The organism is Streptomyces sp. NPDC044003 (assembly GCF_056435185.1).
In genome coordinates this window covers 374,599-397,081 of the sequence record NZ_JBWKFA010000004.1, presented here as the reverse complement: position 1 = coordinate 397,081, position 22,483 = coordinate 374,599, and the positions used below count along the sequence as shown (strand labels likewise).

At 73.0% G+C, this 22,483-nt stretch carries 21 protein-coding genes, 1 pseudogene and 1 riboswitch; of the genes and pseudogenes, 15 read left to right on the top strand and 7 right to left on the bottom strand.

Going from position 1 to position 22,483, the window contains the following annotated elements; all coding sequences use genetic code 11:
• Positions 1 to 294: 294 nt before the first annotated feature.
• A riboswitch (cyclic di-AMP (ydaO/yuaA leader) is annotated at positions 295 to 469 on the top strand.
• 2 nt (positions 470 to 471) lie between these two features.
• Both AC07AW_RS18870 and AC07AW_RS18865 read left to right on the top strand, forming a co-directional pair.
• Positions 472 to 1,425, top strand: coding sequence for a M23 family metallopeptidase (locus AC07AW_RS18870; protein ID WP_478816604.1), 954 nt, complete (start codon positions 472 to 474; stop codon positions 1,423 to 1,425).
• 152 nt (positions 1,426 to 1,577) lie between these two features.
• Positions 1,578 to 2,372: an SGNH/GDSL hydrolase family protein gene (locus tag AC07AW_RS18865; protein WP_478816603.1), complete on the top strand. Its 795-nt coding sequence runs from the start codon at positions 1,578 to 1,580 to the stop codon at positions 2,370 to 2,372.
• Here the strand turns inward: AC07AW_RS18865 and AC07AW_RS18860 are convergent.
• From AC07AW_RS18860 to AC07AW_RS18840, 5 genes are read right to left on the bottom strand one after another with little or no spacing between them, the layout of a single operon-like run.
• Positions 2,359 to 3,222, bottom strand: a complete 864-nt coding sequence (locus AC07AW_RS18860) for an STM4011 family radical SAM protein (RefSeq protein WP_478816602.1) — start codon at positions 3,220 to 3,222, stop codon at positions 2,359 to 2,361. The two genes, AC07AW_RS18865 and AC07AW_RS18860, sit on opposite strands and share 14 nt — an antisense overlap.
• A 9-nt stretch (positions 3,223 to 3,231) precedes the next feature.
• Positions 3,232 to 4,584 carry an STM4012 family radical SAM protein gene (locus tag AC07AW_RS18855; protein ID WP_478816601.1) on the bottom strand — a complete coding sequence of 451 codons (1,353 nt, stop codon included), beginning with the start codon at positions 4,582 to 4,584 and terminating at the stop codon, positions 3,232 to 3,234.
• The gene (locus AC07AW_RS18850) at positions 4,581 to 5,402 is read right to left on the bottom strand and encodes an STM4013/SEN3800 family hydrolase (RefSeq protein WP_478816899.1); all 822 of its coding nucleotides are present in this window, start codon (positions 5,400 to 5,402) and stop codon (positions 4,581 to 4,583) included. The genes AC07AW_RS18855 and AC07AW_RS18850 overlap by 4 nt, the downstream gene beginning before the upstream one ends.
• 11 nt (positions 5,403 to 5,413) lie before the next feature.
• A complete protein-coding gene (locus AC07AW_RS18845) occupies positions 5,414 to 6,658 on the bottom strand; it encodes an STM4014 family protein (protein WP_478816600.1) in 1,245 nt (414 codons plus the stop codon).
• The gene (locus AC07AW_RS18840; RefSeq protein WP_478816599.1) at positions 6,655 to 7,614 is read right to left on the bottom strand and encodes an STM4015 family protein; all 960 of its coding nucleotides are present in this window, start codon (positions 7,612 to 7,614) and stop codon (positions 6,655 to 6,657) included. Before AC07AW_RS18840 ends, AC07AW_RS18845 begins: the two co-directional genes overlap by 4 nt.
• Positions 7,615 to 7,779: 165 nt before the next feature.
• Between AC07AW_RS18840 and AC07AW_RS18835 the strand changes: the two genes are divergently transcribed.
• From AC07AW_RS18835 to AC07AW_RS18825, 3 genes are all read left to right on the top strand, one after another.
• Positions 7,780 to 8,106 carry a hypothetical protein gene (locus tag AC07AW_RS18835; protein WP_478816598.1) on the top strand — a complete coding sequence of 109 codons (327 nt, stop codon included), beginning with the start codon at positions 7,780 to 7,782 and terminating at the stop codon, positions 8,104 to 8,106.
• A 40-nt stretch (positions 8,107 to 8,146) separates the two neighbouring features.
• On the top strand, positions 8,147 to 9,139 hold the full coding sequence (locus AC07AW_RS18830) for a DUF6745 domain-containing protein (RefSeq protein ID WP_478816597.1): 993 nt from the start codon (positions 8,147 to 8,149) through the stop codon (positions 9,137 to 9,139).
• Positions 9,140 to 9,272: 133 nt separating this feature from the next.
• Positions 9,273 to 10,049 (top strand): SIMPL domain-containing protein, encoded by a 777-nt coding sequence (locus AC07AW_RS18825; protein ID WP_478816596.1) that lies wholly within the window; start codon positions 9,273 to 9,275, stop codon positions 10,047 to 10,049.
• A 197-nt stretch (positions 10,050 to 10,246) separates the two neighbouring features.
• On the opposite strand, the pseudogene AC07AW_RS18820 reads toward AC07AW_RS18825, so the two are convergent.
• Both AC07AW_RS18820 and AC07AW_RS18815 read right to left on the bottom strand, forming a co-directional pair.
• Positions 10,247 to 10,843, bottom strand: a pseudogene (locus tag AC07AW_RS18820) (TetR/AcrR family transcriptional regulator); the annotation flags it as partial.
• Positions 10,844 to 10,907: 64 nt separating this feature from the next.
• Complete coding sequence (locus tag AC07AW_RS18815; RefSeq protein WP_478816595.1) at positions 10,908 to 12,086, bottom strand: glutamate dehydrogenase; 1,179 nt, start codon at positions 12,084 to 12,086, stop codon at positions 10,908 to 10,910.
• 131 nt (positions 12,087 to 12,217) lie between these two features.
• Here AC07AW_RS18815 and AC07AW_RS18810 point away from each other — a divergent pair, with 131 nt between their 5' ends.
• The 10 genes from AC07AW_RS18810 (at position 12,218) to AC07AW_RS18765 (ending at position 22,447) form a co-directional block, all read left to right on the top strand.
• Positions 12,218 to 13,420: an MBL fold metallo-hydrolase gene (locus AC07AW_RS18810; RefSeq protein WP_478816594.1), complete on the top strand. Its 1,203-nt coding sequence runs from the start codon at positions 12,218 to 12,220 to the stop codon at positions 13,418 to 13,420.
• Positions 13,421 to 13,944: 524 nt separating this feature from the next.
• Positions 13,945 to 15,486, top strand: a complete 1,542-nt coding sequence (locus AC07AW_RS18805) for an APC family permease (RefSeq protein ID WP_478816593.1) — start codon at positions 13,945 to 13,947, stop codon at positions 15,484 to 15,486.
• Between the two features lie 30 nt (positions 15,487 to 15,516).
• Complete coding sequence (locus AC07AW_RS18800) at positions 15,517 to 16,464, top strand: hypothetical protein (RefSeq protein WP_478816592.1); 948 nt, start codon at positions 15,517 to 15,519, stop codon at positions 16,462 to 16,464.
• Between the two features lie 81 nt (positions 16,465 to 16,545).
• Entirely contained in the window at positions 16,546 to 17,283 is a 738-nt protein-coding gene (locus tag AC07AW_RS18795) for a VOC family protein (RefSeq protein ID WP_478816591.1), read from the top strand.
• 279 nt (positions 17,284 to 17,562) lie between these two features.
• Positions 17,563 to 18,099 (top strand): EF-hand domain-containing protein, encoded by a 537-nt coding sequence (locus AC07AW_RS18790; protein WP_478816590.1) that lies wholly within the window; start codon positions 17,563 to 17,565, stop codon positions 18,097 to 18,099.
• Between the two features lie 56 nt (positions 18,100 to 18,155).
• Entirely contained in the window at positions 18,156 to 19,217 is a 1,062-nt protein-coding gene (locus tag AC07AW_RS18785; protein WP_478816589.1) for an isocitrate/isopropylmalate family dehydrogenase, read from the top strand.
• A complete protein-coding gene (locus tag AC07AW_RS18780) occupies positions 19,214 to 19,912 on the top strand; it encodes a cysteine hydrolase family protein (protein WP_478816588.1) in 699 nt (232 codons plus the stop codon). Before AC07AW_RS18785 ends, AC07AW_RS18780 begins: the two co-directional genes overlap by 4 nt.
• Positions 19,891 to 20,814: an SAM-dependent methyltransferase gene (locus AC07AW_RS18775; protein ID WP_478816587.1), complete on the top strand. Its 924-nt coding sequence runs from the start codon at positions 19,891 to 19,893 to the stop codon at positions 20,812 to 20,814. The genes AC07AW_RS18780 and AC07AW_RS18775 overlap by 22 nt, the downstream gene beginning before the upstream one ends.
• 181 nt (positions 20,815 to 20,995) lie before the next feature.
• Complete coding sequence (locus AC07AW_RS18770) at positions 20,996 to 21,532, top strand: hypothetical protein (RefSeq protein WP_478816586.1); 537 nt, start codon at positions 20,996 to 20,998, stop codon at positions 21,530 to 21,532.
• Positions 21,533 to 21,790: 258 nt separating this feature from the next.
• Positions 21,791 to 22,447 (top strand): DUF5701 family protein, encoded by a 657-nt coding sequence (locus tag AC07AW_RS18765; RefSeq protein WP_478816585.1) that lies wholly within the window; start codon positions 21,791 to 21,793, stop codon positions 22,445 to 22,447.
• The last annotated feature ends 36 nt before the right edge of the window (positions 22,448 to 22,483 follow it).

Here is a 22,483-nt window from a genome sequence, read left to right as displayed (position 1 = left end):
CACCCCCTCGGACGGGAATGGGTGATCTGTCCGTATTGAGGAGTTCGGTATAACCCGCCCCGGTTGCAGGGGAGATGGGGACCGGCGCGTGAGCAGCGTCATAACCGTGACGGACCGTGCCTGATCGTCTTTTCCAAATACCCCCCGGGAAAAGGAGATCGAGGGACCGTCATCCACGGAGGGTGACCGGAATTCCGGACGGATATTGCGCGATCCAAGAGCACTTGAAAACCGTGGCTTGTTCACGCCGACCCCACTCGTCTAGCGTCGCGCTCACTCCGGTCGGACCGCCGAATCCTGCCACCGCCCGGAATCCGCACTCACCCGTACAAGGCAGGAGCGGGGGACCCAGGTAAGTACGCCGATCCCTCGAAGAAGGACGGCTCGGGGTGAAGTCGCGTGAGAACGCGGCCGGACATCTCCAGTCCGAACCCGACAGCTCACCTCGCAGGCGACGGAGAGGAATTCGCCATGCCCGCGAAGGGTAAGCACCGCCGCCCCAAGGCCAACCGCCTGACCCGTGGCATCGCCGCCGCCGGCACCGGCGGCGCCGTCGTCGCCCTCCCGCTCCTCGGAGCCACCGGCGCCCACGCCGCCACCCCGGCCGCCGCTCCCGCCCAGGCCCTCGCCCAGGTGAAGGCCGCCGCCGTCGAGGCCGCGCCCGCCGCTGCGAAGGCCGCGCCGAAGACGTACTCCGTCGTCCGCGGCGACTACCTGTCGAAGATCGCCGCCGAGCACCACCTCGCGGGCGGCTGGCAGAAGCTGTACAAGGACAACCGCCAGGTCGTCGGCGAGAACCCCTCGCTGATCCTGCCCGGCATGAAGCTCACCCTCGGCGCGAAGAGCACCGCCAAGGCCGCCGCGCCGAAGGCCGCGCACAAGAGCACGCAGAGCTCCGGCAAGAACGGCGACGCCCCGCGCGCCTCCCGCAGCAGCGAGCGCTCCTCGGCCCCGGCCGCCGCCGCGACCAGCGCCTCGTCGTCCTCCGCGACCTCCTCGTCGGCCGGCACGACCTCCTCCTCCGGCTGGTTCGCCCCCGTCAGCGGTGGCATCTCCACTCCGTACCGCGCCTCGGGCTCCATGTGGTCCTCCGGCTACCACACCGGTGTCGACTTCATCGCCTCCACCGGCACCACCATCGTCGCGGTCGGCCCCGGCACCGTCTACTCCGCGGGCGACGGCGGCGCGTACGGCAACCAGGTCGTCATCCAGCACGCCGACGGCACCTTCTCGCAGTACGCCCACCTGTCCTCGATCTCCGTCTCCGCCGGCGAGACCGTCAGCGGCGGCCAGCAGATCGGCCTCTCCGGCGCGACCGGCAACGTCACCGGCCCGCACCTGCACTTCGAGATGCGCACCGGGCCGGAGTACGGCTCCGACATCGACCCGCTGGCCGCCCTGCGCCAGCACGGCGTGAGCATCTGACGGCACGTCGTCCTCCGGAAGCCCGGCACGCACGTGCCGGGCTTCCGGCGTATTCCGGCTTGGCGGAATCTTTATCGGTGGCATATGTCACCCTCCGTCAACCCTTCCTTACGGTCGCGTAGGTCACATCCGAAAGGGAAGGATGTGTTTCCGTGGCAGACGATTCGACATCAACAGACAAGAACGCATTCGGGTCGTACGCGGCGATCGGTGACAGCTTCACCGAGGGCGTCGGAGACCCCGGGCCCGACGGGACGTACGTCGGCTGGGCGGACCGCTTCGCGGTCCTGCTCGCCGACCAGCTGCCGGAGCACGACGACTTCCGCTACGCCAACCTGGCCGTACGCGGGCGCCTTCTCGACCAGATCGTGGCGGAACAGGTCCCCCGGGCGAAGGAACTCGCCCCCGACCTGGTGACCTTCTGCGCGGGCGGCAACGACATCATCCGCCCCGGAACGGACCCGGACGATGTGGCCGAGCGCTTCGAGCGCGCCGTCGCCGACCTGACCTCCGCCGTCGGCACGGTCATGGTGACCACCGGCTTCGACACCCGCGACGTGACCCTGCTCAAGCACCTGCGCGGCAAGATCGCCACCTACAACGGACACGTCCGGGCCATCGCGGACCGCTACGACTGCCCGGTCCTCGACCTGTGGTCGCTGAAGTCCGTCCAGGACCGGCGCGCCTGGGACGACGACCGGCTGCACCTCTCGCCCGAGGGACACACCCGCGTCGCCCTGCGCGCCGCCCAGGTCCTCGGCCTGCCGGTGCCCGCCGACCCGGACCAGCCCTGGCCGCCGGTCCCGCCGCGCGGCACGCTCGAAGTGCGCCGCGACGACATCCACTGGGCCAGGGAGTACCTGGTGCCGTGGATCGGGCGCCGGCTGCGCGGCGAGAGCTCCGGCGACCACGTCGAGGCCAAGCGTCCGGACCTCATGCCCCTGTAGCGGGCGGTACGGCGGCGGGGATCCGCTCCAGGACCCCGCCGGCGAACACGTCGTACAGCGGCAGCGTCTCCAGGTGGACGTAGCCGATGTGGCAGTCGCAGACGGCGAGGGGGCAGGCGCGGGGACGCAGGGCGGCACGGTACGAGCCGTCGTACAGGTTCCCCAGCTCGGCCCTGACGAAGTGGCAGCGCCGCACCGTCCCCTCGCCGTCCACCGAGATCACCGACTCACCGGTGCGGCAGGGCAGCCCCGCCGAGCGGTGCGGATGCCGGCTGTACGGGAACAACGGGTCGAGCTCCGTCCACCCCTCGGCCTCCGCGTCGGTGTACCTGTGCCCCTCGGCCGCGTTCACCCAGAGGTAGACGTGCGGCGGCAGCGCGGCCCGCAGCCGGCGGGCGTCCTCCCGGTGCTCCGGAAGACCGACCACGCCCACGCTGTACCGGACGCCCCGCTCCGCCAGCTCCCGGCACTTCGCGAGGAACCGCTCGGGCGCCGTCTGCCCCGGGTGGTACGTGCACCAGAGCGCCACGCTCTCCGGGTCGGCCTCGGCCAGCCACTCCGTCCGGCAGCTCAGATTGGTCTGGATCGCCACCCGCTCCACCTGCGGCAGCCGCGACAGCTCGACCAGCGCCCGCCGGTACCAGGAGCGGACCAGACCCTCGCCCCACGGGGTGAAGAGGATCCGCAGCCGGTCCCCGGTCTGCGCGGCGGCCCAGCCGGTGAACCGTTCGAGCGCCGCCCGGTCCGCGCGCAGCTGCTCCCGGCTGTCCCGGCGCTTGGCGAACGGGCAGTACGGGCAGTCGAAGTCGCAGGAGGAGAGCGGCCCCCGGTAGAGAAGAGTGAGATCCACGGCCGCCGCCTACTTCGCCTCGTACGCGGCCATCGCGGCCGCCACCGAGGGGGAGAACAGCTCGGGGCCGAGCCCGTCCGAGTACGCGAGTCCCTCGGGCGACAGCCGCAGCAGCCCCGCCGGAGCGTCCGCATCCAGCCATCCGTACTCCTCGAACCGGGCGAGCTCCGGGCCGAAGTCCGCGAACGGCGAGGACCCGAACCGCTCCTCGTACCCGGCGACCGGCATGCCCTCGGCCTGCAGCAGCGACTGGAGGAGATGACGGCGACGGGCCTCGGCCTCGCTCATCCCGTATCCGTGCGCGGCGCGGGAGAAGTCCTCGGTCTCCGTGTACGCGTCGATGATCGAGCGGATCTCCCGCATGTCGACGGCGTAGTCGAAGGAGTAGTGCAGGGCCGAGGTGTACGACCGGGCTCCGCAGCCCAGGCCGATCATGCCGTCCGTCTGGCAGGCGTAGTCGTCCGGCCCCGCGGGACCGGCGTCCGCACGGCGGAACATCCGCATCGACACCTGCTCGTAGCCGTGCGCGAGGAGATGGTCCCGGCCGTACCGGTAGAGACGCAGCCGCTGCTCGTCCCACTCCCGGTCGGCGGCCGCCGGGTCCTGGAGCCGGCCGAGACCGGTGAGCGGGCGCACGTACAGCGGATAGAGGTACAGCTCCTCGGGCCGCCAGGCGAGCGCGGCGTCCAGCGAGACCCGCCAGGACCGCTCCGTCTGCCCGTCGATGCCGTAGATCAGGTCGATGTTGAGGACGGGAACCCCCGTGTCCCGGATCCGGCCGAGCGCCGCCTCGACGTCCGCGCGGTGCTGGGGCCGGACGGCGGCCCTCGCCTCGGCCTCCACGAAGCTCTGCACGCCGATGCTGAGCCGGGTCGCGCCCCGGTCCGCGAGCAGCCGGAGCCGGTCGGCGGTCGCGGTCGCCGGTGAGGTCTCCACGGAGAGGGGCACCGCCCGCAGATCCACGCCCATCCGCTTCTCGGCGATGTCGCACAGGCGCGACAGCTCCGCGGCGGTCAGGAACGTGGGCGTGCCGCCGCCGAACGCGGCCGTGGCGAACCGCACCGGGGACGCGTCCCCGAGGGCCTCGCGGACGACGGTGGCCTGGCGGTCGAGGGCGTCGAGGTAACGGGTGGTCAGCTCGTCAGGGGCGCCGATCCGGGTGAAGAGGTTGCAGAAGCCGCAGCGGACCTCGCAGAACGGTATGTGCGCGTAGAGGGAGAGGGCGTCCTTCGGCTCCCCGGCCCAGAGTCCGGCGAGTTCCGGGCGCCCGGGGAGCGGGCGGTACGCCGTCTTGTGCGGGTAGGCGTAGACGTAGCTGCGGTACGGGCGGGGGGTGTCGGGGGTGTCGCTCAGGGCACTCACGCCGCCACCTCGCCCTCGGGTCCCGGCAGGACGAACTGCGCGTACGGCACGGTCCACACGACCTCGTGACCCAGCCGGTGCCCGGTGAAGCCGTCCTCCCCGTACGCGGTGCCGTGGTCGGAGCAGACGATCGCGAAGCAGGGGCGGCGGCTGCTCATCGCGGCGAAGAGCCGACCGATGTGCCGGTCGACGTACTCCAGGGCCGCCGCGTGGGTCTCCCGGGAGTCGCCGGCCTCGCGGGTCGCCCCCGGCAGATGGAACCAGTTGGGCTGGTGCAGCGCCGACACGTTGACGAAGAGGAAGAGACGCTCCTCGCGGGGAAGCCCGGCGACGACCTCCTCGGCGCAGGCGACCTGGGCCTCGAAGGAGGACGGGGAGGCGACACCGAAGGAGGGCTCCCAGTGGCTCTCCCGGAACAGGCCGGGGAGCACGGAGCCGAGGGGCGGCTGCTTGTTGAAGAAGCCCACGCCGCCGACGCAGACCGTCCGGTACCCCTCGCCCGCGAGGGCGGACACGAAGTCCGGAGTGTCGTGGACCCAGGTGCCGTCGGCGGTCGACTCGCTGCCCGCGAAACGGGCCGCGAACAACCGGGGGTGAGGCCCCTGCGCCGCGGGGGTCGGCAGGAAGCCGGCGAAGATCGCCTGGTGGGAGGCGTACGTGAAGCTCCCGGGCGCGTGCCGCCGCTCCCAGACGCCGCCGGGGAGATGACGGGCCAGGTTCGGGATACGGCCCTCGGCCGCGAGCTCGGCCGCCACGTCGTACCGGAGGGTGTCGAGGGTGACCAGGAGCAGGTCGTGGCTGCCGACGATCGCGTTCATGTCGGGCTGGTTCACGTGGTGCTCGTTCCTGTGGTGCCGGGGATGTCCAGGGGGGTACGGGGGATGCCGGGTGCGTTCCCGAACTGCGCCGCGACCTGGGCCGCGTACGTGTCGAGCCCCTCGGCGCCGCTGCCGGGCAGGCCCGTCAGCCCGGGCAGCAGATCGCCGAAGGCGTTCACCTCGCCCACGGCGAACCGGCGCCAGCCGCTCGCGGGCAGCAGGTCCACGCCCACGCACCGGGTGCCCGGGAAGGCGGCGGCGGCCCGCTCGCACACCCCGAGGGCGTCCGCCCAGCTGCCCCCGGCCGCCGCGATCGCCGCCCGTGCCGCGGCCAGATCGCCCCGGGCGCCGCCCAGGTGCAGATTGGTCATGGGGGAACGGCTGGTGCGGAGCACGGCGTGGGTGGCGCGCCCGTCGATCACCACCACCCGCAGATCGGCGGCCCGGCCGTCCTGCGTGGCCTTCGGCAGCCAGCGCTCGACGTGCAGGCCGTCGGGGGCGAGGGCGTCCACGATCGCGGCGACCTCGGGCTCGCTCGTGTAGCGCCGTACCCGCAGGGAGTTGAAGAGCCGACCGTCGGCTCCGCGCTCCACCGAGGTGGTGGCCTGGACCCGGCCCGCGCCGTTCGTCTCCAGCGCGAGCACCCCCGAGGCGGAGGAGCCGTGCGCGAGCTTCACGAACACCCGGCGCATGCCGCTCCCGGCGGTCAGCGCCCTGACGTCCGTCCAGCCGCGCACCGCCGGGGCGTCGGCTCCCGAGGTCGGCGACTCGGGCACGGGGACCCCGGCCGCCCTCAGCCGGCCGTGGCTCAGCCGCTTGTCGAACAGGACCGCGAGCTCGGCGGGGTCGTCGACGAGAACGGCGCCCGCCTCGGCGACGGAGCGGGCGAGGTCCGCCACGGCGGCGACGAACCGCCCGTACCAGCGGCCGGTGCCCTCGACCCGGGCAGGATCGTCGACCCCGCGCAGCAGCCGGTCGGCCTCCGGATCCTCGCCGGGAGAATCCAGCCGCACGGTCTCGCCCGCGGCGAACCGCGCCCGGCCCCGGAGCACGTCCGGCCAGGACACCGCCCGCGCCTCGGGCAGCCCGGCGGTCCGCAGCGCGTCCTGGAAGAACGCGACGCGGCGGCCCGCCGGATCGCCCACGACGACGAGGCGCGGTCGCCGGCGGCCCGGCGGATCAACGACGGGCACGAGGCGCGGTCGTCGGCGATCCGGCGGATCCCCGACCTCCACGAGGCGCGGGCGGGAGGTCATTCGGCGACCGCGACGTAGCGCCAGACGTCCCCGTCGCCGTCGTCCTCCGCCACCTGCGCGTCGTCGAGATCGACGGTCACACCGTGCGGGACGAGCGCGGCGCGGACGCGCTCGCACATCGCCTCCGACAGATAGTGGTGGGAGAGGTCGAGGTGGGTGAGATGGGTCAGCGGCTGTCCGTCGACGAGCGCCGCCGCACCGTCGTCGGTGAGCACGCCCATGGAGAGGTCGAGCCGCTCGATCCGGGCGACGACGGGCGCGCCCGCGACGGCGGCGGCCACGGCGTCCTGGATCACGCTGTCGCACAGGCCCAGGTCGCGCAGGGCGGGGAACGTCGTGCCGGCGAGCAGCGGCGCCAGGTCGTCGGTGGTGCTGTCGCCGCCGTACTCGTCGGTGCCGAGCCAGAGTTCCAGCTTCTCCAGGGCGGGCAGGTCGCTGCCGACGATGCCGCGCACCACCGCGGCGCGGAGGCCGCCGGTCTGGACGACCAGGGTCCGCAGACCGGTGTGCCGGATCGACGGGAAGGCCAGCTCCGAGCCACCGCGCACCCCGAACTCCGTCAGGGCCGGGTAGGCGGCGAGGAGCGGCGTCACGTCGGACTGGATGATCCACGAGATCTCGCAGTCCTCGCTCGTCATGTCGCCGAGGAAGACCGCCTCCAGGCCGGTCAGCCGGTTGTTGGCGCCGATCAGCGCGGTGACGATGTCCGCGGACGAGTTCTCGTAGGCCTCGTCCCAGCCGCCGACGACCAGCGCGCGCACCCGGCCCGTGTCGACCGTCTTCAGGAACCGCTCGAACTGCGGCCCCCACAGCTCGTCCCCGGGATCGGAGTACGTCGGGGCGGAGATCCGCCAGGCGACCGTGTCCGGCGCGGGCAGCTCGACCTGTGCATCCGCGCCCGGGAAGTCGAACACGGGCAGGCCGTGGAATTCCTGCAGGTAGGTGCCAACGGTCATGACGGTGCTCCAGACAACGGTCGGGGTGGGTCGGCTGATGGAGAGAGTTCTACCAAGCGGCACCGACAACGCCCCTCGCCGGGTGGTGTCCGGACCGATTGTCAGTGCCGGGTCCTAGCGTCGTCCTCGTGTTCGGCCGCCCGTGCCGGACGGGAGGGCAGAGCCATGTACCGGCAGGGAGACGTGCTGATCGCGCCCGTCGCACAGACGGCCGTTCCGGAGCGGGTGAAGTCGGCGGCGGGGGAGCCGAGGGACGCCCGGGGCCGCCTGCTCCTCGCCCTCGGCGAGGTCACCGGGCACGCCCATGCGATCCCCGGCCCCGGCCGGCTCGTGCGCGAACCGGGGCCGCTGGGCCCGCTCCTGCTCGAACTGCCCGAGGGCGGCCGGGTGGTGCACGAGGAGCACGCGCCGATACCGCTCCCCAAGGGCTGGTACCGGGTGGTGCGGCAGCGGGAGTACGTGCCGGGGGCGTACCGGATCGTGGCGGACTGATGTCCGCCGGAGTGAAGTGAAGGACATGGGGGAGAACGAGATGAACCGCACCACCGCCGTGGACAAGTGGCGGGCCGTCGCCGCCGCCACCGGGCCCGCCGACCGCGCCGCCGCCGAGGCCGGCATCCGGCTCGCGTACCGCACCGCCGGCCTCGCCGAACCGGAGCGCGTCCTGTGGGCGGACTCGCCGCTCGCCGCCGTCACGCTCGTACGGGGCCTGGCGGACCGGGGCCGTTCGGTACGGGAGGACGTACGCACCCGGCCGTGGGCCGAGGAGCGCCGCCGCCTCCACGACGCGCTCGGCCCGGCCGGCTGGGCGGCCCACTGGCAGACGACCGGGGCGCGGCTCTGGGACCTGACGCGGAGCCTCGCGGACCGGATACGGGCGGGGGTGACGGAAGCGGCGGGCGCGGACGCGCGACTGCTGCTCCTCGACGCCGTGCTCGGGCAGCACGACGCGGCCTGGCTCGCCGCCTTCGACGGGCACGGCGACCGGCTCGCGGGCCTCGCCGCCGTCGCCGGGCACGCCGGCTGGTGGTGGCCGTACGAGAACGCCGTCGTGGTCTGCGAGCGCCCGGTCGAACTCCACCGGGACGAGGCGGGCAGGCTCGACCGGGGCGACGGCCCCGCGCTCGCCTTCGCCGACGGGTTCGCCCTCCACGCCTGGCGGGGCATGCCGGTGCCCGCCGAGTTCCTCGCCGGTCTCGCCGACCTCACCCCCGAGCGGATACGCGAGGAGGAGAACGCCGAACTGCGGCGCGTGATGCTGGAGTACTACGGCTACGACCGGTACCTCGCCGCCTCCGGCGCCCGGCACGAGCACAGCGACGAGACGGGCGTCCTCTGGCGGATCGAACTCGCCGACGACGAGGACGTCGTGATGGTGGAGGTCGTGAACTCCACGCCCGAGCCCGACGGCACCCACCGGACGTACTGGCTGAGGGTGCCGCCCACGACCCGGACCGCGCGGGAGGGCGTCGCCTGGACCTTCGGGCTCCGGCCCGAAGAGTACGAGCCGCTCGTCCAGACCTAGGGCGTGGGCCGGGCGGTTGGTGCGGAGAGGTGAAGGGAGCCGCCGGTCAGGAGTGGCGCGCGGGAGGCGGCGGCGCCGGGTGCTGGGATGTGCCCGCCGGAGCCCCGGCACCCACCCTCCGAAGGGACCGCCTGTGACGATCCGCCGGCCAAGCGCCGCCCGCACCGCCCGTCTGCTCGCCGCCACCGCCCTGCTTGGCGGCCTCCTCGCCGGCACCGCGGCCCCCGCCCTGGCCGCTGCGCCCGGGCGGACCGCCCTCCGTACCGCCGCCCCCGACCCGGCCACGACCACGGCCACGGTCACCGTCACGGGCAACGGCCGCGCGTCCGCCGCCCCCGACCTGGCGCTGCTGTCCGTCGGGGTCGAGGCCACCCGCCCGACGGCGAAGGAGGCGATGGCGGCGCAGACCACCTCGGCCGAGGCGCTCCTCGACGTCCTGCACAAGCAGGGGATCGCCGACCGGGACATCCGCACCGACAACCTCTCACTGGCCCCGGTCTACACCCAGAACACCGCCGGGGACAGCAAGGTGACCGGCTATCAGGCGGGGCAGTCCTTCTCAGTGAAGGTCCGCGACCTCGACCGGACCGGCCAGGTCATCGGCGCCGTCAACGAGGCCACCGGGAACGCGGGCCGGGTCAACGGTGTCGTCTTCGACGTCGCCGACCCCTCGGCGCTGCGGGCGAAGGCCCGTGAGGCCGCCTACCGGGACGCGTACGACAAGGCCTCGCAGCACGCCAGGCTGAGCGGCCACCGGCTGGGCCGGCTGGTCTCCCTGAGCGAGGGCGAGTCGGTCCGCCCGGGCCCGGGCGCGGCCCCGGGCGTCCCGGCGGACGAACCGACTGTGCCGCTGGCGCCGGGCGAGATCGAGGAGCAGGTCACGGTCTCGGCGGTCTACGAACTGATCTGACCGGACGGCCCGCCGGCCGCGGCCCCACCTCGGGCCCCGGTCGACTCGCCGGCCGCGGCCCCACCCCGGGCCACCGGGTCGCCACCGTCGTCGGCCTTCCCGGCTTCGGCCGCCGGGGTCCCGTCGCCTCTCGTCTCGCTTCGTCCGGCCGTCGGATCCTCCTCGGTCCGTGCCGCCCCGCTCGCCGTCATCGGGGCGTCGGCCGGGAGATCCAGTTCTCGGGCGAGGGCCTCGTCCGCCCAGCGGAGCATCGCGGTGCGGGAGAGGGAGCCGGCGTAGGCCGTCGTCTGTACGGCGAGGCCGTCGAGGAAGGCGGTGAGCCGCCAGGCCGCCGCGGCCGGATCCGCGCAGCGGAACTCCCCGGCGGCCACCCCCTCCTCGATCACCCGGGTCAGCGCCGCCTTCCACTCCTGGTCGAGGGAGGCGGAGACCCGGCGCAGCTCCGGGTCGCGCAGCGAGACCGCCCAGCCCTCGATCCACAGCCGCCAGCCCTTGGCCTGGCCGGTGGGGGCGTACCAGCGGACCGCGGCCCGCAGCCGCCGTACCGCAGTGGAGCGGCGTCCGAGCAGCTGCCGCAGCTGGGCGAGGTCGGCCTCGGCGGCGTGCGCGAAGGCCGCGGCGACCAGCTGTTCCTTCGAGGAGAAGTGGTAGAGGACGAGCGCGTTGCTCACCCCGAGCGCGGCGGCCACGTCGGAGATCCGGACGGCCGAGACGCCACGCGCCTCGATCTGCTCGACGGCGGCCCTCAGCAGTTCGTCCCGCCGCTCGGCCACGCTCAACCGCACTCTCGCCACGCCGTGCAGCCTACACAGCACATGACAAGAGCATGATCATCCCTGATCGCGGCGCGTGGTGGTGTCAGTACCAGCCGTAGCGTTCCGCGATGACCGGCAGCCGCTCGTCCACCAGCGCGTGCGCCGCGGCGCGCGGGCTGACGCCGTCCGCCTCCGCCCGGTCGAGCATCCCGCCGACGAGGACCCGCATCGCGTCCCGTACCCGCTCGAAGGCCTGGTCGGCGTCGGCCTCGATGTCACCGAAGAGCGTCCACCACCACCAGGCGTTGGTGCACGAGTTGACGACCACGTCCGGCAGGACGGTCACGCCGCGCGCGGCGAGCGCCTCCTCGGCCTCGGGCAGGACCGGCATGTTGGCCGCCTCGGCGATCCAGCGGGCGGTGATCCGGCCCTGGTTCGCGGTGTCGATCGCGTACGAGACGGCCGCCGGGACGAGGACCTCGGCGTCGACCGAGAGCCAGGCGTCCCCGGGCTCCTCGCGGTCGCCGGGCCGCAGTGCCGCACGGTCGACGGTCCCGTGGCCGTCCCGGGCGGCGAGCAGCGCCTCGACGTCGAGGCCGTCGGGGTTCACGATCGTGCCCCGGACGTCGGCGACGGCCACCACCCGCAGTCCGGCCCTGGCCAGGAAGCGGGCGGTCGCCCCGCCCATGGTGCCGAGGCCCTGCACGGACACCCGGGTCCCCGCGTACTCCCGCCCGGCCCGGTCGAGCGCGACGAGCACGGACTCGGCCACCCCGAGGCCACCGACCAGCTCGTCGAGCCCGATGCCGTCCACCTCGATCGCGAACGCGTCGGCGAGCCGCTTCCGGGCCTCCGCCTCGTCCTCCAGGAGCGGGTACACGGCCTGCACCGAGGAGACGAGCCCGACCTCGGCCACGGCGCGGTCCACCAGGTCCTGGGTGAGGCCGAGGTCCTCCCCGGTGGTCCAGAACCGTTCGACGTACGGCCGCATCGCGCTCAGGTAGCGCACGAGCACGCCGTACGCCTCGGGGGAACGGGGGTCGCAGTCGATGCCGCCCTTGGCGCCGCCCAGCGGCACGTACCGGGCGGAGGGGTCGTAGTGCAGGGCCTCCTTCATGGTCATGCCCCGGGCGAGCCCGGCGACCTCCTCGGCCGTGCATCCCTCCCGCATCCGCAGGCCGCCGCTGGCCACCCCGCGTACGAGCCGGTCGACCACCAGATGGCCCCGGCGCCCGGTCACGTGGTCGGTCCAGGAGACGGACAGAAGGGGAGAAGGAGGCATCGCGGATCTCCTACGAGACAAAGGCCGGCAGGGTGGGTCGTACTGAACGACGATTCAGTATGACGGACCGCCCGGCCGTCTCCGTCCCGGGCCGCCCATAATGGAACGACCCCCAGAGATCAGGAGGTCCTGTGACCGGTACCGGCTCCGACCGTTCGCCGCGGGCCCGGCTGCGCGCGCTGCGCCCGGAATCCTTCGGCGCGGAACCCACGGGTGAGCGCCTCGCCCGGATCCACCGCTCGCCGAACTTCGCGGACGGGATCTTCCAGAACCCCGAACCGGCGCGACGCGGCCCCTCCGGGTCCAGCATCGATTTCGCCAAGGTCTACTTCGAGAAGGAGGGACGCGCGCGCCGAGCCCCCACCGGCGCGATCCCCGTCCACCCGACCACCCTGGCCGACCTGGCCAGGCCGCCGGCCACCGGTCTGCGCGTGACCTGGATGGGGCACTCCGGCGTGCTCGCGGAGATCGACGGCCACCGGGTCCTCTTCGACCCGGTCTGGGGCGACCGCTGCTCCCCGTTCCCCTTCGCGGGCCCCAAGCGGCTTCACCCGGTGCCCGTGCCGCTGGCCGAGCTCGGCCCGGTCGACGTGGTCGTGATCTCGCACGACCACTACGACCACCTCGACCTGCCGACGATCAAGGCGCTGGCCGGCACGGACACCGTGTTCGCGGTGCCGCTCGGCGTCGGCGCGCACCTGGAGCACTGGGGCGTGCCCGCGTCCCGCCTGCGCGAGCTGGACTGGAACGAGTCCACCGAGATCGGCGAACTGCGGCTCACGGCCACCCCGGCCCGGCACTTCTGCGGGCGGGGCCTGCGCAACAAGCAGCACACGCTCTGGGCGTCCTGGGTCGTGCAGGGACCGGCCCACCGGATCTTCCACAGCGGCGACACCGGTTACTTCTCCGGCTTCAAGGACATCGGCGCCGCCCATGGCCCCTTCGACATCACCATGATCCAGATCGGCGCCTACTCGGAGTTCTGGACCGACATCCACATGACGCCCGCCGAGGGGGTCCAGACCCACCTCGACCTGCAGGGAGGCGCTCCGGGCGGAGTGCTGCTGCCGATCCACTGGGGCACGTTCAGCCTGGCTCCGCACGCCTGGGCGGAACCGGGCGAGTGGACGAGGGACGCGGCCGAGGAGGCCGGCCAGGCGGTGGCCTTCCCCCACCCCGGCGAGCCCTTCGAACCCGCGGGGAAGCTGCCGGGCGAGTCGTGGTGGCGATCGGTGTCCCTTCCGATCCCGCGCCCGTGGCGCCGCCCCCGCAGCGTCGAGGTCACGGCCGAGGAGACGCGCAGCGACGACCTGGACCTGGCGGGCGACAGGTGACGTCGGCCGGGGACGCTCTCGCCGAGGCCGTACGGCTGCGGGAGCGTCTCCCGGCTTGAGGCCGTGACTGTGTGGTGAGGGCGGTCCACCGGCTTCGGCTTCGTCACGTGGACGTGATCGCGTCGGTGAAGGTGCGGATCCCGCAGCGCCGGGTGGCGGCTGCGACCCGGGCTTGCGGACGCGGAGGCGTACGAGCGCCCGGCGGAGCTGCTGCTGAGCGGGCTCGGGAAGGCCTGACACCCTCAAACGCGACTCCGAGCCGGTCGAAACCTGACGACTTGGCCGGGTCGCACCTGTTTGCGCACAAGGTGTTCAGGCGGTTCTCCGTCAGGACAGGTGACGACGAAATCCGAAGCGCTGCCTCCGTCAAGGAAACGAAAGCAGCCGCTTGGCCCTGTCGATTCGACTGAATCCGCGTCATACCTCTTGTGAAACCACGGGTGCGTGAGGAAGATCTGTGCGATCGGCCGAAACCTGTCGGCCGGAACTCCCCCACACTTCACTTCGCTGGAGAGGCGCGTCCGTTGAGCAACAGGCCCGGCAACGAAGGCGGCGGTGGCCTGCGGGCCGGCGCCCTGGGCACGTTCGATTCCGTGGTGATGGCGATCGTCGGCTGCGGACCCGCGTACACCGTGGCCGGCATCGTCCCCCTGATCGTCGCCGTCGCCGGACTCGCCGCCCCCGCCGTCCTGCTGTACTGCGCGATCCCCATGGTCGGGATCGCGCTCGCCTTCCGGCACCTCGGACGGCTCGACGTCAACGCGGGAGCCTCGTACAGCTGGGTCGCCCGCTCCCTGCACCCGTTCCTCGGTTTCCTGAGCGGCTGGGCGGTGGTCTGCTCGGCCACCGTCTTCCTCGTCTCGGCGACCCTGCCCGCCGGCGGGGCGACGCTCTCGCTGATCGACCCCGGCGCGGCCCAGAACACCGCGTGGGCCACCACCATCGGCGTCGGCTGGTTCCTGATCATGGCCCTGGTGGCCGTGCGCGGCAGCCGGATCGGTGCCATCGCCCGGACGACGCTCGGCGCCGTCCAGCTCGTCCTGCTGCTGCTCTTCGCCGTCGCCGGTCTCCTCGCGGACCGCAAGGCCGTCGGGTTCTCCTTCTCCTGGCTGGGATTCGGCCACTTCGACGGCCCGCAGGCCTTCGTCGCGGGCGCACTCGTCGCCGGCGTCACCTACTGGGGCTGGGACGTCACCAGCAACCTGAGCGAGGAGACCCGCGACGGCCGACGTGCCTCCGGTATCGGCGGCCTGATCGGCGTGGTGGTGACCTGCGCGGTCTTCGTGCTCTTCACCGTCTCCGCGCTGGGCGTGCTCGGCCCGGCGGCGATCGCGGACGACCCGGCCGGGTACCTGTCCGCGCTCGGCCAGTCGATCTGGCCGGGCTGGGGCGGCCGGCTGCTCGCCCTCGCCGTGCTGCTGTCCACGGTCGCCACGCTGGAGACCACCCTCGTCCAGGCGACCCGGACGCTGTTCGCCATGGGCCGCGACCGCACGCTGCCCCGTGTGTTCGGCCGCACCCACCCCGAGTGGCGCACGCCCTGGGTCGCCACGCTCGCCGTCGCGGCGGTGGCGGTGCTCCTCCTCGTCCTCTCCGTGACGGTGGGCTCGGGCACCTCGTTCGTCGAGAACGCGGTCTCCGGCGTGGGCCTGCACATCGCGTTCTACTACGCGCTGGCCGGACTCGCCGTCGTCGTCGCCCACCGCAAGGTGCTGTTCTCCTCCGTCGGCACACTCGTCTTCGTCGGGTTGTGGCCGCTCGGCGGCGCGGTGTTCATGGGCTGGGTCTTCGTCGAGTCGCTGCCCGGACTCGGCGTCCAGGCGCTCGGTACCGGACTCGGTGCGCTGGCGCTCGGCCTGATCCCGATGGTCGTCTCCTGGTTCCAGGGCCGGAGCTACTACCGGCCGCGCCCGCTCGCCGCGTCGGCCGCGCCTCACCTCGAACAGGACGGCCCGGCAGGCGAGTCCGCCGCCTTCGACTCCTTCGACGCCTTCGGCAGCCGGCCCCTGGCGTCCGGGCCGGCGGTCGGCTCCGCCCGCCGGGACGACGTCCTCTCCGACTTCTGACCCCTCACCTCCGACGTCTGGAGCATGCCCATGTCCGCCTGGCTGCGCCGCAGTTCGAGCAAGCCCGTCTACGACCACACGTACGGCGACCGTGCGCTCGCGGACGGCTGCGAGGACATGCTGATGGGCCGCTGGGAGGGCGCCCGCGACCTGCTCGCCGAGCAGCCCCACACCGACTGGGACCGCCGCTCGCACCGCGTCCGGCTGCTCGCCGACTCCGCGGCCGGGCGGCGCACCGTGGACGTGTGGCACGCCGCCGAACCCCGGAATCCGGACGCCGCCGTGCTGCGCGCGGAGACCGAGGTGATGCGGATGTTCGCCGCCGCGCGCTCCGGTACGTCCCCGGCGGCGGACGTCCTCGACCAGGTGGCGCGGTTCTGCCTCCGGGCGGCCGAACTCGCCCCGGCCGACCCCCAGCCCTGGGTCTCGCTGATCGCGCTGGGCCGGCTGTACGAGTCGGGGCACGGCGACATGGGGCAGTGGTGGCGGGAGCTCCGGAACCGGGACCCGTACCACCGGGAGGGCCACCACCAGGCGCTGCGCTATCTGTCGGCCCGCTGGCACGGCTCGCACGGCGAGGCGCACAACTTCGCCTGGGACGCGGCGGAGTACGCCCCGGCCGGCTCGCCGTTGACGGTGCTGCCGCTGGTCTCGCGGTCGGAGCAGTACCGCTACCGCATGGAGCACGAGGGCCGGACAGCGATCGGCCTGACGTACCACTGGAACGGCGAGCGGGCGCAGCGGGACCTGAGCGTGACGATGGAGAAGTGGATCGACGGGCGGACCACGGCGTACGCGCAGGACGTCGCCGACCTCAACCACCTGGCGCACGGGCTGGTCCACGCGGGTCGGAAGCAGGAGGCCGGGGACGTCTTCCGGCTGCTGGCCAACCGGGCGACCCGGGTGCCCTGGTCGTACACGGGGGACCCGGAGCAGCTGTTCGTCCACTGGCGGGACGAGGCGGCTTCAGGTCCGTAGAGCGCGACCGTAGTCAGCACATGGTCGAGCGCATGTCTGATCACGCCAGCCTGGGCTGCGGCAGCTTCTAGGATCTGCGGCATGGCGACACGACTCGTGCAGATCAACATGAAGGCCCAGGACGACTCCGCGCTCGGCCGGTTCTGGGCGGAGGCACTCGGTTGGGGTGTCGACAGCGAGGGACCCGGCGTGACCAACCTCGAACCCGTGGGCTTCACCTACCCCGACCCCGTGGCCGTCTGCATCGACATCGTCGCCCGCCCGGAACCCAAAACGGTCAAGAACCGCGTGCACCTCGATCTGGCCACCACCTCGACCGCCCATCAGGCCGAGTTGGTCGCACGCTTGAAGGAGCTCGGCGCGACTCTCGCCGACGTGGGTCAGGGCGACGTCCCCTGGACGGTCATGGCCGACCCGGAGGGCAACGAGTTCTGCGTCCTGGAGCCCCGCCCGATCTACCGGAACACCGGGCCGATCGCCGCGGTCGTGGTCGACTGCACCGACCCACGCGAGATGGCCCGGTTCTGGGGCGAGGCGATGGACTGGACGGTGCACGAGGTGACCGACGACCACGCGACCATGTGCTCCGCCGAAGGCGTCGGTCCCTACCTGGAGTTCCTCCGCACCCCCGACACCAAGAGCGGGTGGAACCGCGTCCACCTCGACGTCCGCCCCTACCCCGGTGACGACCTGGCAGCAGAGGAAGCCCGACTGCGCACCCTGGGCGCCACCGACCCCGGCATCGACCAGTCCGCCATCTCCTGGACGGTTCTGGCCGACCCGGAGGGCAACGAGTTCTGCCTCCTCGCGCCTCGCTGACCTTGAGCGACGGCTCCGGCCGGTTCCCGGGCAGGGCGAAGACCGTGTGACAGCGCGCGTCCTTTTGTGCGGCGTCGCCGTGGGTGGGCAGGCGTCGATTCCCAAGGAGGCGGTGCTTCATTCGCCGACCGGTGGATTCCATTCCTTTGTGTGTGCAGGCACGTTTCTGTTCCGTGAGTGCTCCGGAGGCGACCGGACAATGGATCAGCCGCCGGGGTACGCCCCGGCGCACTCTTGATCCACACCGCCCGACTCCCGGAAATACAGAGGCGCATCAGCATGACCACCACCGAGGCCGCCGACCGCGTGCACGTCGTCTTCTCGCTCTTCGATGCCGACGGGAACGGCTACATCGAGCCCGCCGACTTCGACCTGATGGGTGACCGGGTCGTCGCGGCGGTGCCCGCGGCCGGCGACGTCGCGAAGGGCCGGCTGCTCGGGGCGTTCCGCGCGTACTGGAACACCCTCGAGACCGAGCTGGACACCAACCGCGACGGGCGGATCAGCCCCCAGGAGTTCTCGGCCGTCGTGCTCGATCCCCAGCGGTTCGACGCCACCGTGAACGAGTTCGCCGAGGCGCTCGCCGGGATGGGCGACCCGGACGGTGACGGCTTCGTCGCCCGGCCGGAGTTCCTCGCTCTGATGACCGCGATCGGTTTCGAACCGGCCAACATCGAGGCCCTGTTCGACGCCTTCGAACCGGTCGAGGGCGACCGTATCCCCGTGGCCACGTGGGCGGACGGCATCCGGGACTACTACCGGCCCGAGAAGGCCGGCATCCCCGGCGACCACCTGACCGGCGGCGCATCCCGGTGACGCATCGGATCGCCCGACAGGGTGTGCACGGTGGGGAGTTATCCGCCGTCAAGCCTGTGATCGGGCTGGCGGTGGGCCGGGGCACCGGCCCCGAGCTCGCCGACGTCTTCGAGCGGGTGCTCGGCACGCTCACCGCCGCGCACCCGGTCGGCGTGGAGCTCGTGCGCTCCCCGCGTCTCTACCACTCGTACGTCTCGCTCCGCGCGGACCACGACGTCGCCCGCATGAACGAGCTGACAGCGGAGGACGCGGATCACTACGAACGGTTCTGCCGCGACCAGGGACGGCGTGGCACACCCGCCGTCTTCCGCACCGCGATCAACGCCCAGTCCCTCTACCTCGTGCGCCGGCGCCTGCGCGCCGTGAAGGTGGACCTCCTCACGAGCCAGAAGGAGTCCCTGCTGCTCGTGCGGGACCAGGCGCAGGGGTTCTACACCGGCGAGAACCGGCACGCCCCCGGCGAGGTCACCCGTACGCTGACCTTCAGCCGCGAGGTCACCGAGGCGGTCGTCGGCTACGCCCTGGAGCGGGCGCGGCGCGAGTGGCCCGACGGGGACATCGGCCGGATCGTGATGGCGTACAAGTTCCATCTGCTCGACGGAGCCTTCGACGCCTGGGTGGCCGACCTCGCGAGTCGGCTCGGCGTACGGATCGAGGTCTTCCAGCCGGACACGGTCAACCGCAATCTGCTCGCGCACGGTCTCCCGGACCGCACGCTGCTCATCGCCGGCAACGAATGGGCCGACATCATGCACGTCATGCTGCTCGACCGGTTCGGCTCCGACCGGCAGGAGAACCGCTGCACGGAGAACGTCTACCTCGATCCGGACGCGGCCGGGCTGGTCGAGTACCAGACCGTGCACGGCTCCGCCGACGACCTGGCGGGCCGGAACCTGGTCAATCCGGTGGCGACGATCCGCGCGGCGGCTGTCGTCGCGGAACGGCACTGCGGCTGCGGCGGCGCCGTACGGGCCACGGAGACGGCACTCGCCGCGCTGGACGAGCGGGGCGTGGGCACCCCGGATCTCGGCGGCCGGCATTCCACCACCGCCGTGGTCGACGCACTGCTCGGCGCCCTTGAGGCCCCGCAGCCCGCGGCCCTGGTCCGCGGGTCATGACCGGAGCGTCGAGGACGGCGCTGGTCGTCGTGGACCTGCAGAACGACTTCTGCGCGACTCCCGTGGCCCGGGCCCGCTTCGGCGGCGACCCCGCCGTTCTGGACGCGGTCGTCGCCGGCAGTGTCCGGGCGGCCGAGGCGGCCCGTCGGCGCGACGTCGAGGTCGTCTTCGTCCGCTTCGTCGGTGACTCCGCATACCAGGGGGCCAGTTGGCGGTGGCGCGACCAGCAGCTGGGCAAGCGGCCGAAATGCCTGGAGGGATCGCACGGGGCCGAGTTCCACGGGGTGGTCCCGGGCCCGGGCGAGCGGGTCTTCACCAAGCGGGCCTGCTTCGACGCCTTCCTGGGCGAGGGCTTCGAGGAGCACCTGACCGCACGGGGCATCGGGCATCTGGTGTTCGCGGGGCTGTTCGCGGACGTGTGCGTGGACTCGACCGCGCGCACGGCGTTCCAGAAGGGCTTCCACGTCACCGTACTGACGGACTGCACCACCGCGCTGCACCTGCCGTACGACAGCGTTCTGCGGTTCATGAGGGTCCTCTACGGCGCACGGACCACCACATTGGACGACGACGAGGCATGGGTCACGCCCGCACTCGTCCCCGTACCCGTACCCGTCCCCGTATCCGTATCCGCAGCACTGTCCGACGGCGAACCCGAACGGAAGGAGGAGGCGTGCCCGCCGCCCCGGGGCTGACCGCCGGTGTGGCGGAGGGCGTGGGCCGCACCGCGCTGCTGGTGGCGGCCGCCCGCGCCATCGAGACCCATCGCCCCGACGCCCTGGCCCGGGACCCGCTCGCGGAGCACTTCGTCCGCGAGGCAGCGGTCTCGGCCGACTGGCCGGTCCACCCGGAACAGGTTCGGGACGGGATCGCCGACCCGCTCTGGGGGCGGCTCGGCCGGTACTTCGGTCTGCGCACCCGCGTACTGGACGACCACCTGCTCGGCTCCGTGCGGACGGGCGTGCGCCAGGTGGTGCTGCTGGGCGCGGGCCTGGACACCCGGGCGTTCCGGCTCGACTGGCCGCCCGGGTGCACGGTCCACGAGGTCGACACCAGGGAGGTACTGGCCTTCAAGCAGGGGGTGCTCGACCGGACCGGCGCCACGCCGGTGGCCGAGCGCCGGACGCTCGCGGTCGACCTGCGGGACGACTGGGCGCGGGCGCTGCTTGATTCGGGCTTCGTCCCCGGCGTACCGACCGCCTGGCTCGCCGAAGGCCTGCTGCTCTATCTTCCGGCCGAGGCCGAGCGACGGCTCATTGCCACGGTGGACCGGCTGAGCTCGGCCGGCAGCACCCTGGCGTACGAGATCAAGGAGGTCGCGGAGTCGCCGGAGGTGTGCTCGAACCCGGTGTACGTCGCGGCGCGGGAGCGTCTCGGCATCGACCTTCCGGCCCTCTTCGACGCCCGGCCCCGGCCCGATTCGGCCGGCGAACTCGCCCGGCGAGACTGGGCGGTGGCCGTCCGCACCCCGTACGACTTCACCGCCCTGTACGGCCGCGGGCCGCTTCCGGAGCCGAACGACGCCCTGGCGGCCAACCGCTGGGTGTTCGCGACGGCGGGGGTGCGCTCCCGGCTCGCCCCTGTCCCCGCCGGATGACGGGGACGGCGGGTCGACGAGCCTTCGAGCGTTCGGCGTCACCCTTCGGCAGCCGAGGCCACGGCCGCGTCCGTCCGTCCCCACGTACGACAGGGGTGCGGCCCGGACGACTCCGTCCAGGTCAGGGTCCCTCGGCGTGGCACCCCGCCTCCCGGGCCCGGACGTCGGCATCCTTGCGGCCATGAGCGACGGCAGCGGTGGCGGCGGCGAGGTCGGAACACACGAGGTCCAGGCCTCGGCCCGCGGCTGGCTGACGCTCCAGCTGGCGGCCCTGGGCTTCGTCGGCCTGTGCGGCGCGCTGAAGGCCGGCGGCTCCGGCGCGTCCGCGGCCCCGAACGGCGTGGAGGCGCTGGCGGGCGTCCTGGTCCTGCTGGCCCTGCTCCTGGCCTGCCTGGCGGTCTACCTCGTCGGCCGCACGGCCTGGCCGCACTCCGGGGCCCCCGACGCCCCACCACGCGCCGCCCGCCGCCTGCGCACGGGCCTGGTCCTCACCTTCGCCACGGTCCTCCTGACGGCCCTCGCCGCCACGAGCTCCTGGTGGCCCACCCCGGACACGCCCACCACGGCCGTCGAGGTCACCACCTCGGCCGGCACCGTGTGCGGCGAGCTCACCCGCGGCAGCGGCGCACTGGCCCTGACCGTCCAGGGCCGTACCGTCGACATCCCCGTCACGGAGGTACTGTCGGTGACCCCGGTGGCCGGCTGCGCGAGCGCGTGACGGCGAGGCCCGGGCCGGCGGCCTTCGCGTGGAAGGCACGCATGGAGGAGGTGCCGTCGGGGTGCGGTGTGCTGGAGGGGACGACGGGGGTCGTCGAGACGGCCACGTGGCGCAGGGGGCGGTCCTGCCGACCGCGCACACCCGCGCCCGGACCGCACGGCCTCCATCGGCGCCCCTCTCCCTCGCGCCGCGGCGGGAACAATCCCGGGCCGGGCGTCGTTCGGCTCAAGGCCGATCCCCCTCGAACCCAGGAGTGCCTTGACCGACGCCGTGACCGCCGCCGCCCTTGCCCCGCTGCCGTCCCTCGCCGCCCAGGCCGAGAGACTGATCGAGCTCGGAATGCACGAGCTCGCCGGGCTGACCGCCGACCAGCTGCGTGCCTTCGCCAGGGAGGCCGAGGCCGCCGACGGCGACGCCCTGCTCGCCGTACACCCGGACCGGATCCCGGCGTCCACGCTCGCGCCGCTGCTCCGTCGTGACGACAAGCCCGGGTTCGTGGTCGTCGACATGCCGGACGTCGATGACTTCCGACCGTACGGCGTGGAGCTTCCGGACGCCCCGCTCTATCTCGTCACCGGCCTCGACCGCGGCGACCACATGGCCAACTGGAGCCCCGAGGAGGCGCTGCCGGCCATCGTGCGGGAGGGGCGCAGCCCGCTCACGCTCGCCGAAGGGATCCACTGGGTTCTTCAGCAGCTGGCCGCCCTGGAGCGCAACCGCTGCTTCATGACCATCGGTTCGCGGCTGCGTAAGGCGAACGGATCCTACGACGCCCGTACGCCGGCGATCTGGATCAGCAACGGGACGGGGCGCGACGGCCGCGAGCGGCGCAATGCCCCGAAGGTCGGCTGGTGTTGGTGGGGAAACCGGCACACCTGGCTGGGCTTCGGCTCGGCCACGGGCCGCCGGTCGTAGGGAAAGGCCGTGCGGCCCCGCCCGGTGGGGCGGGGC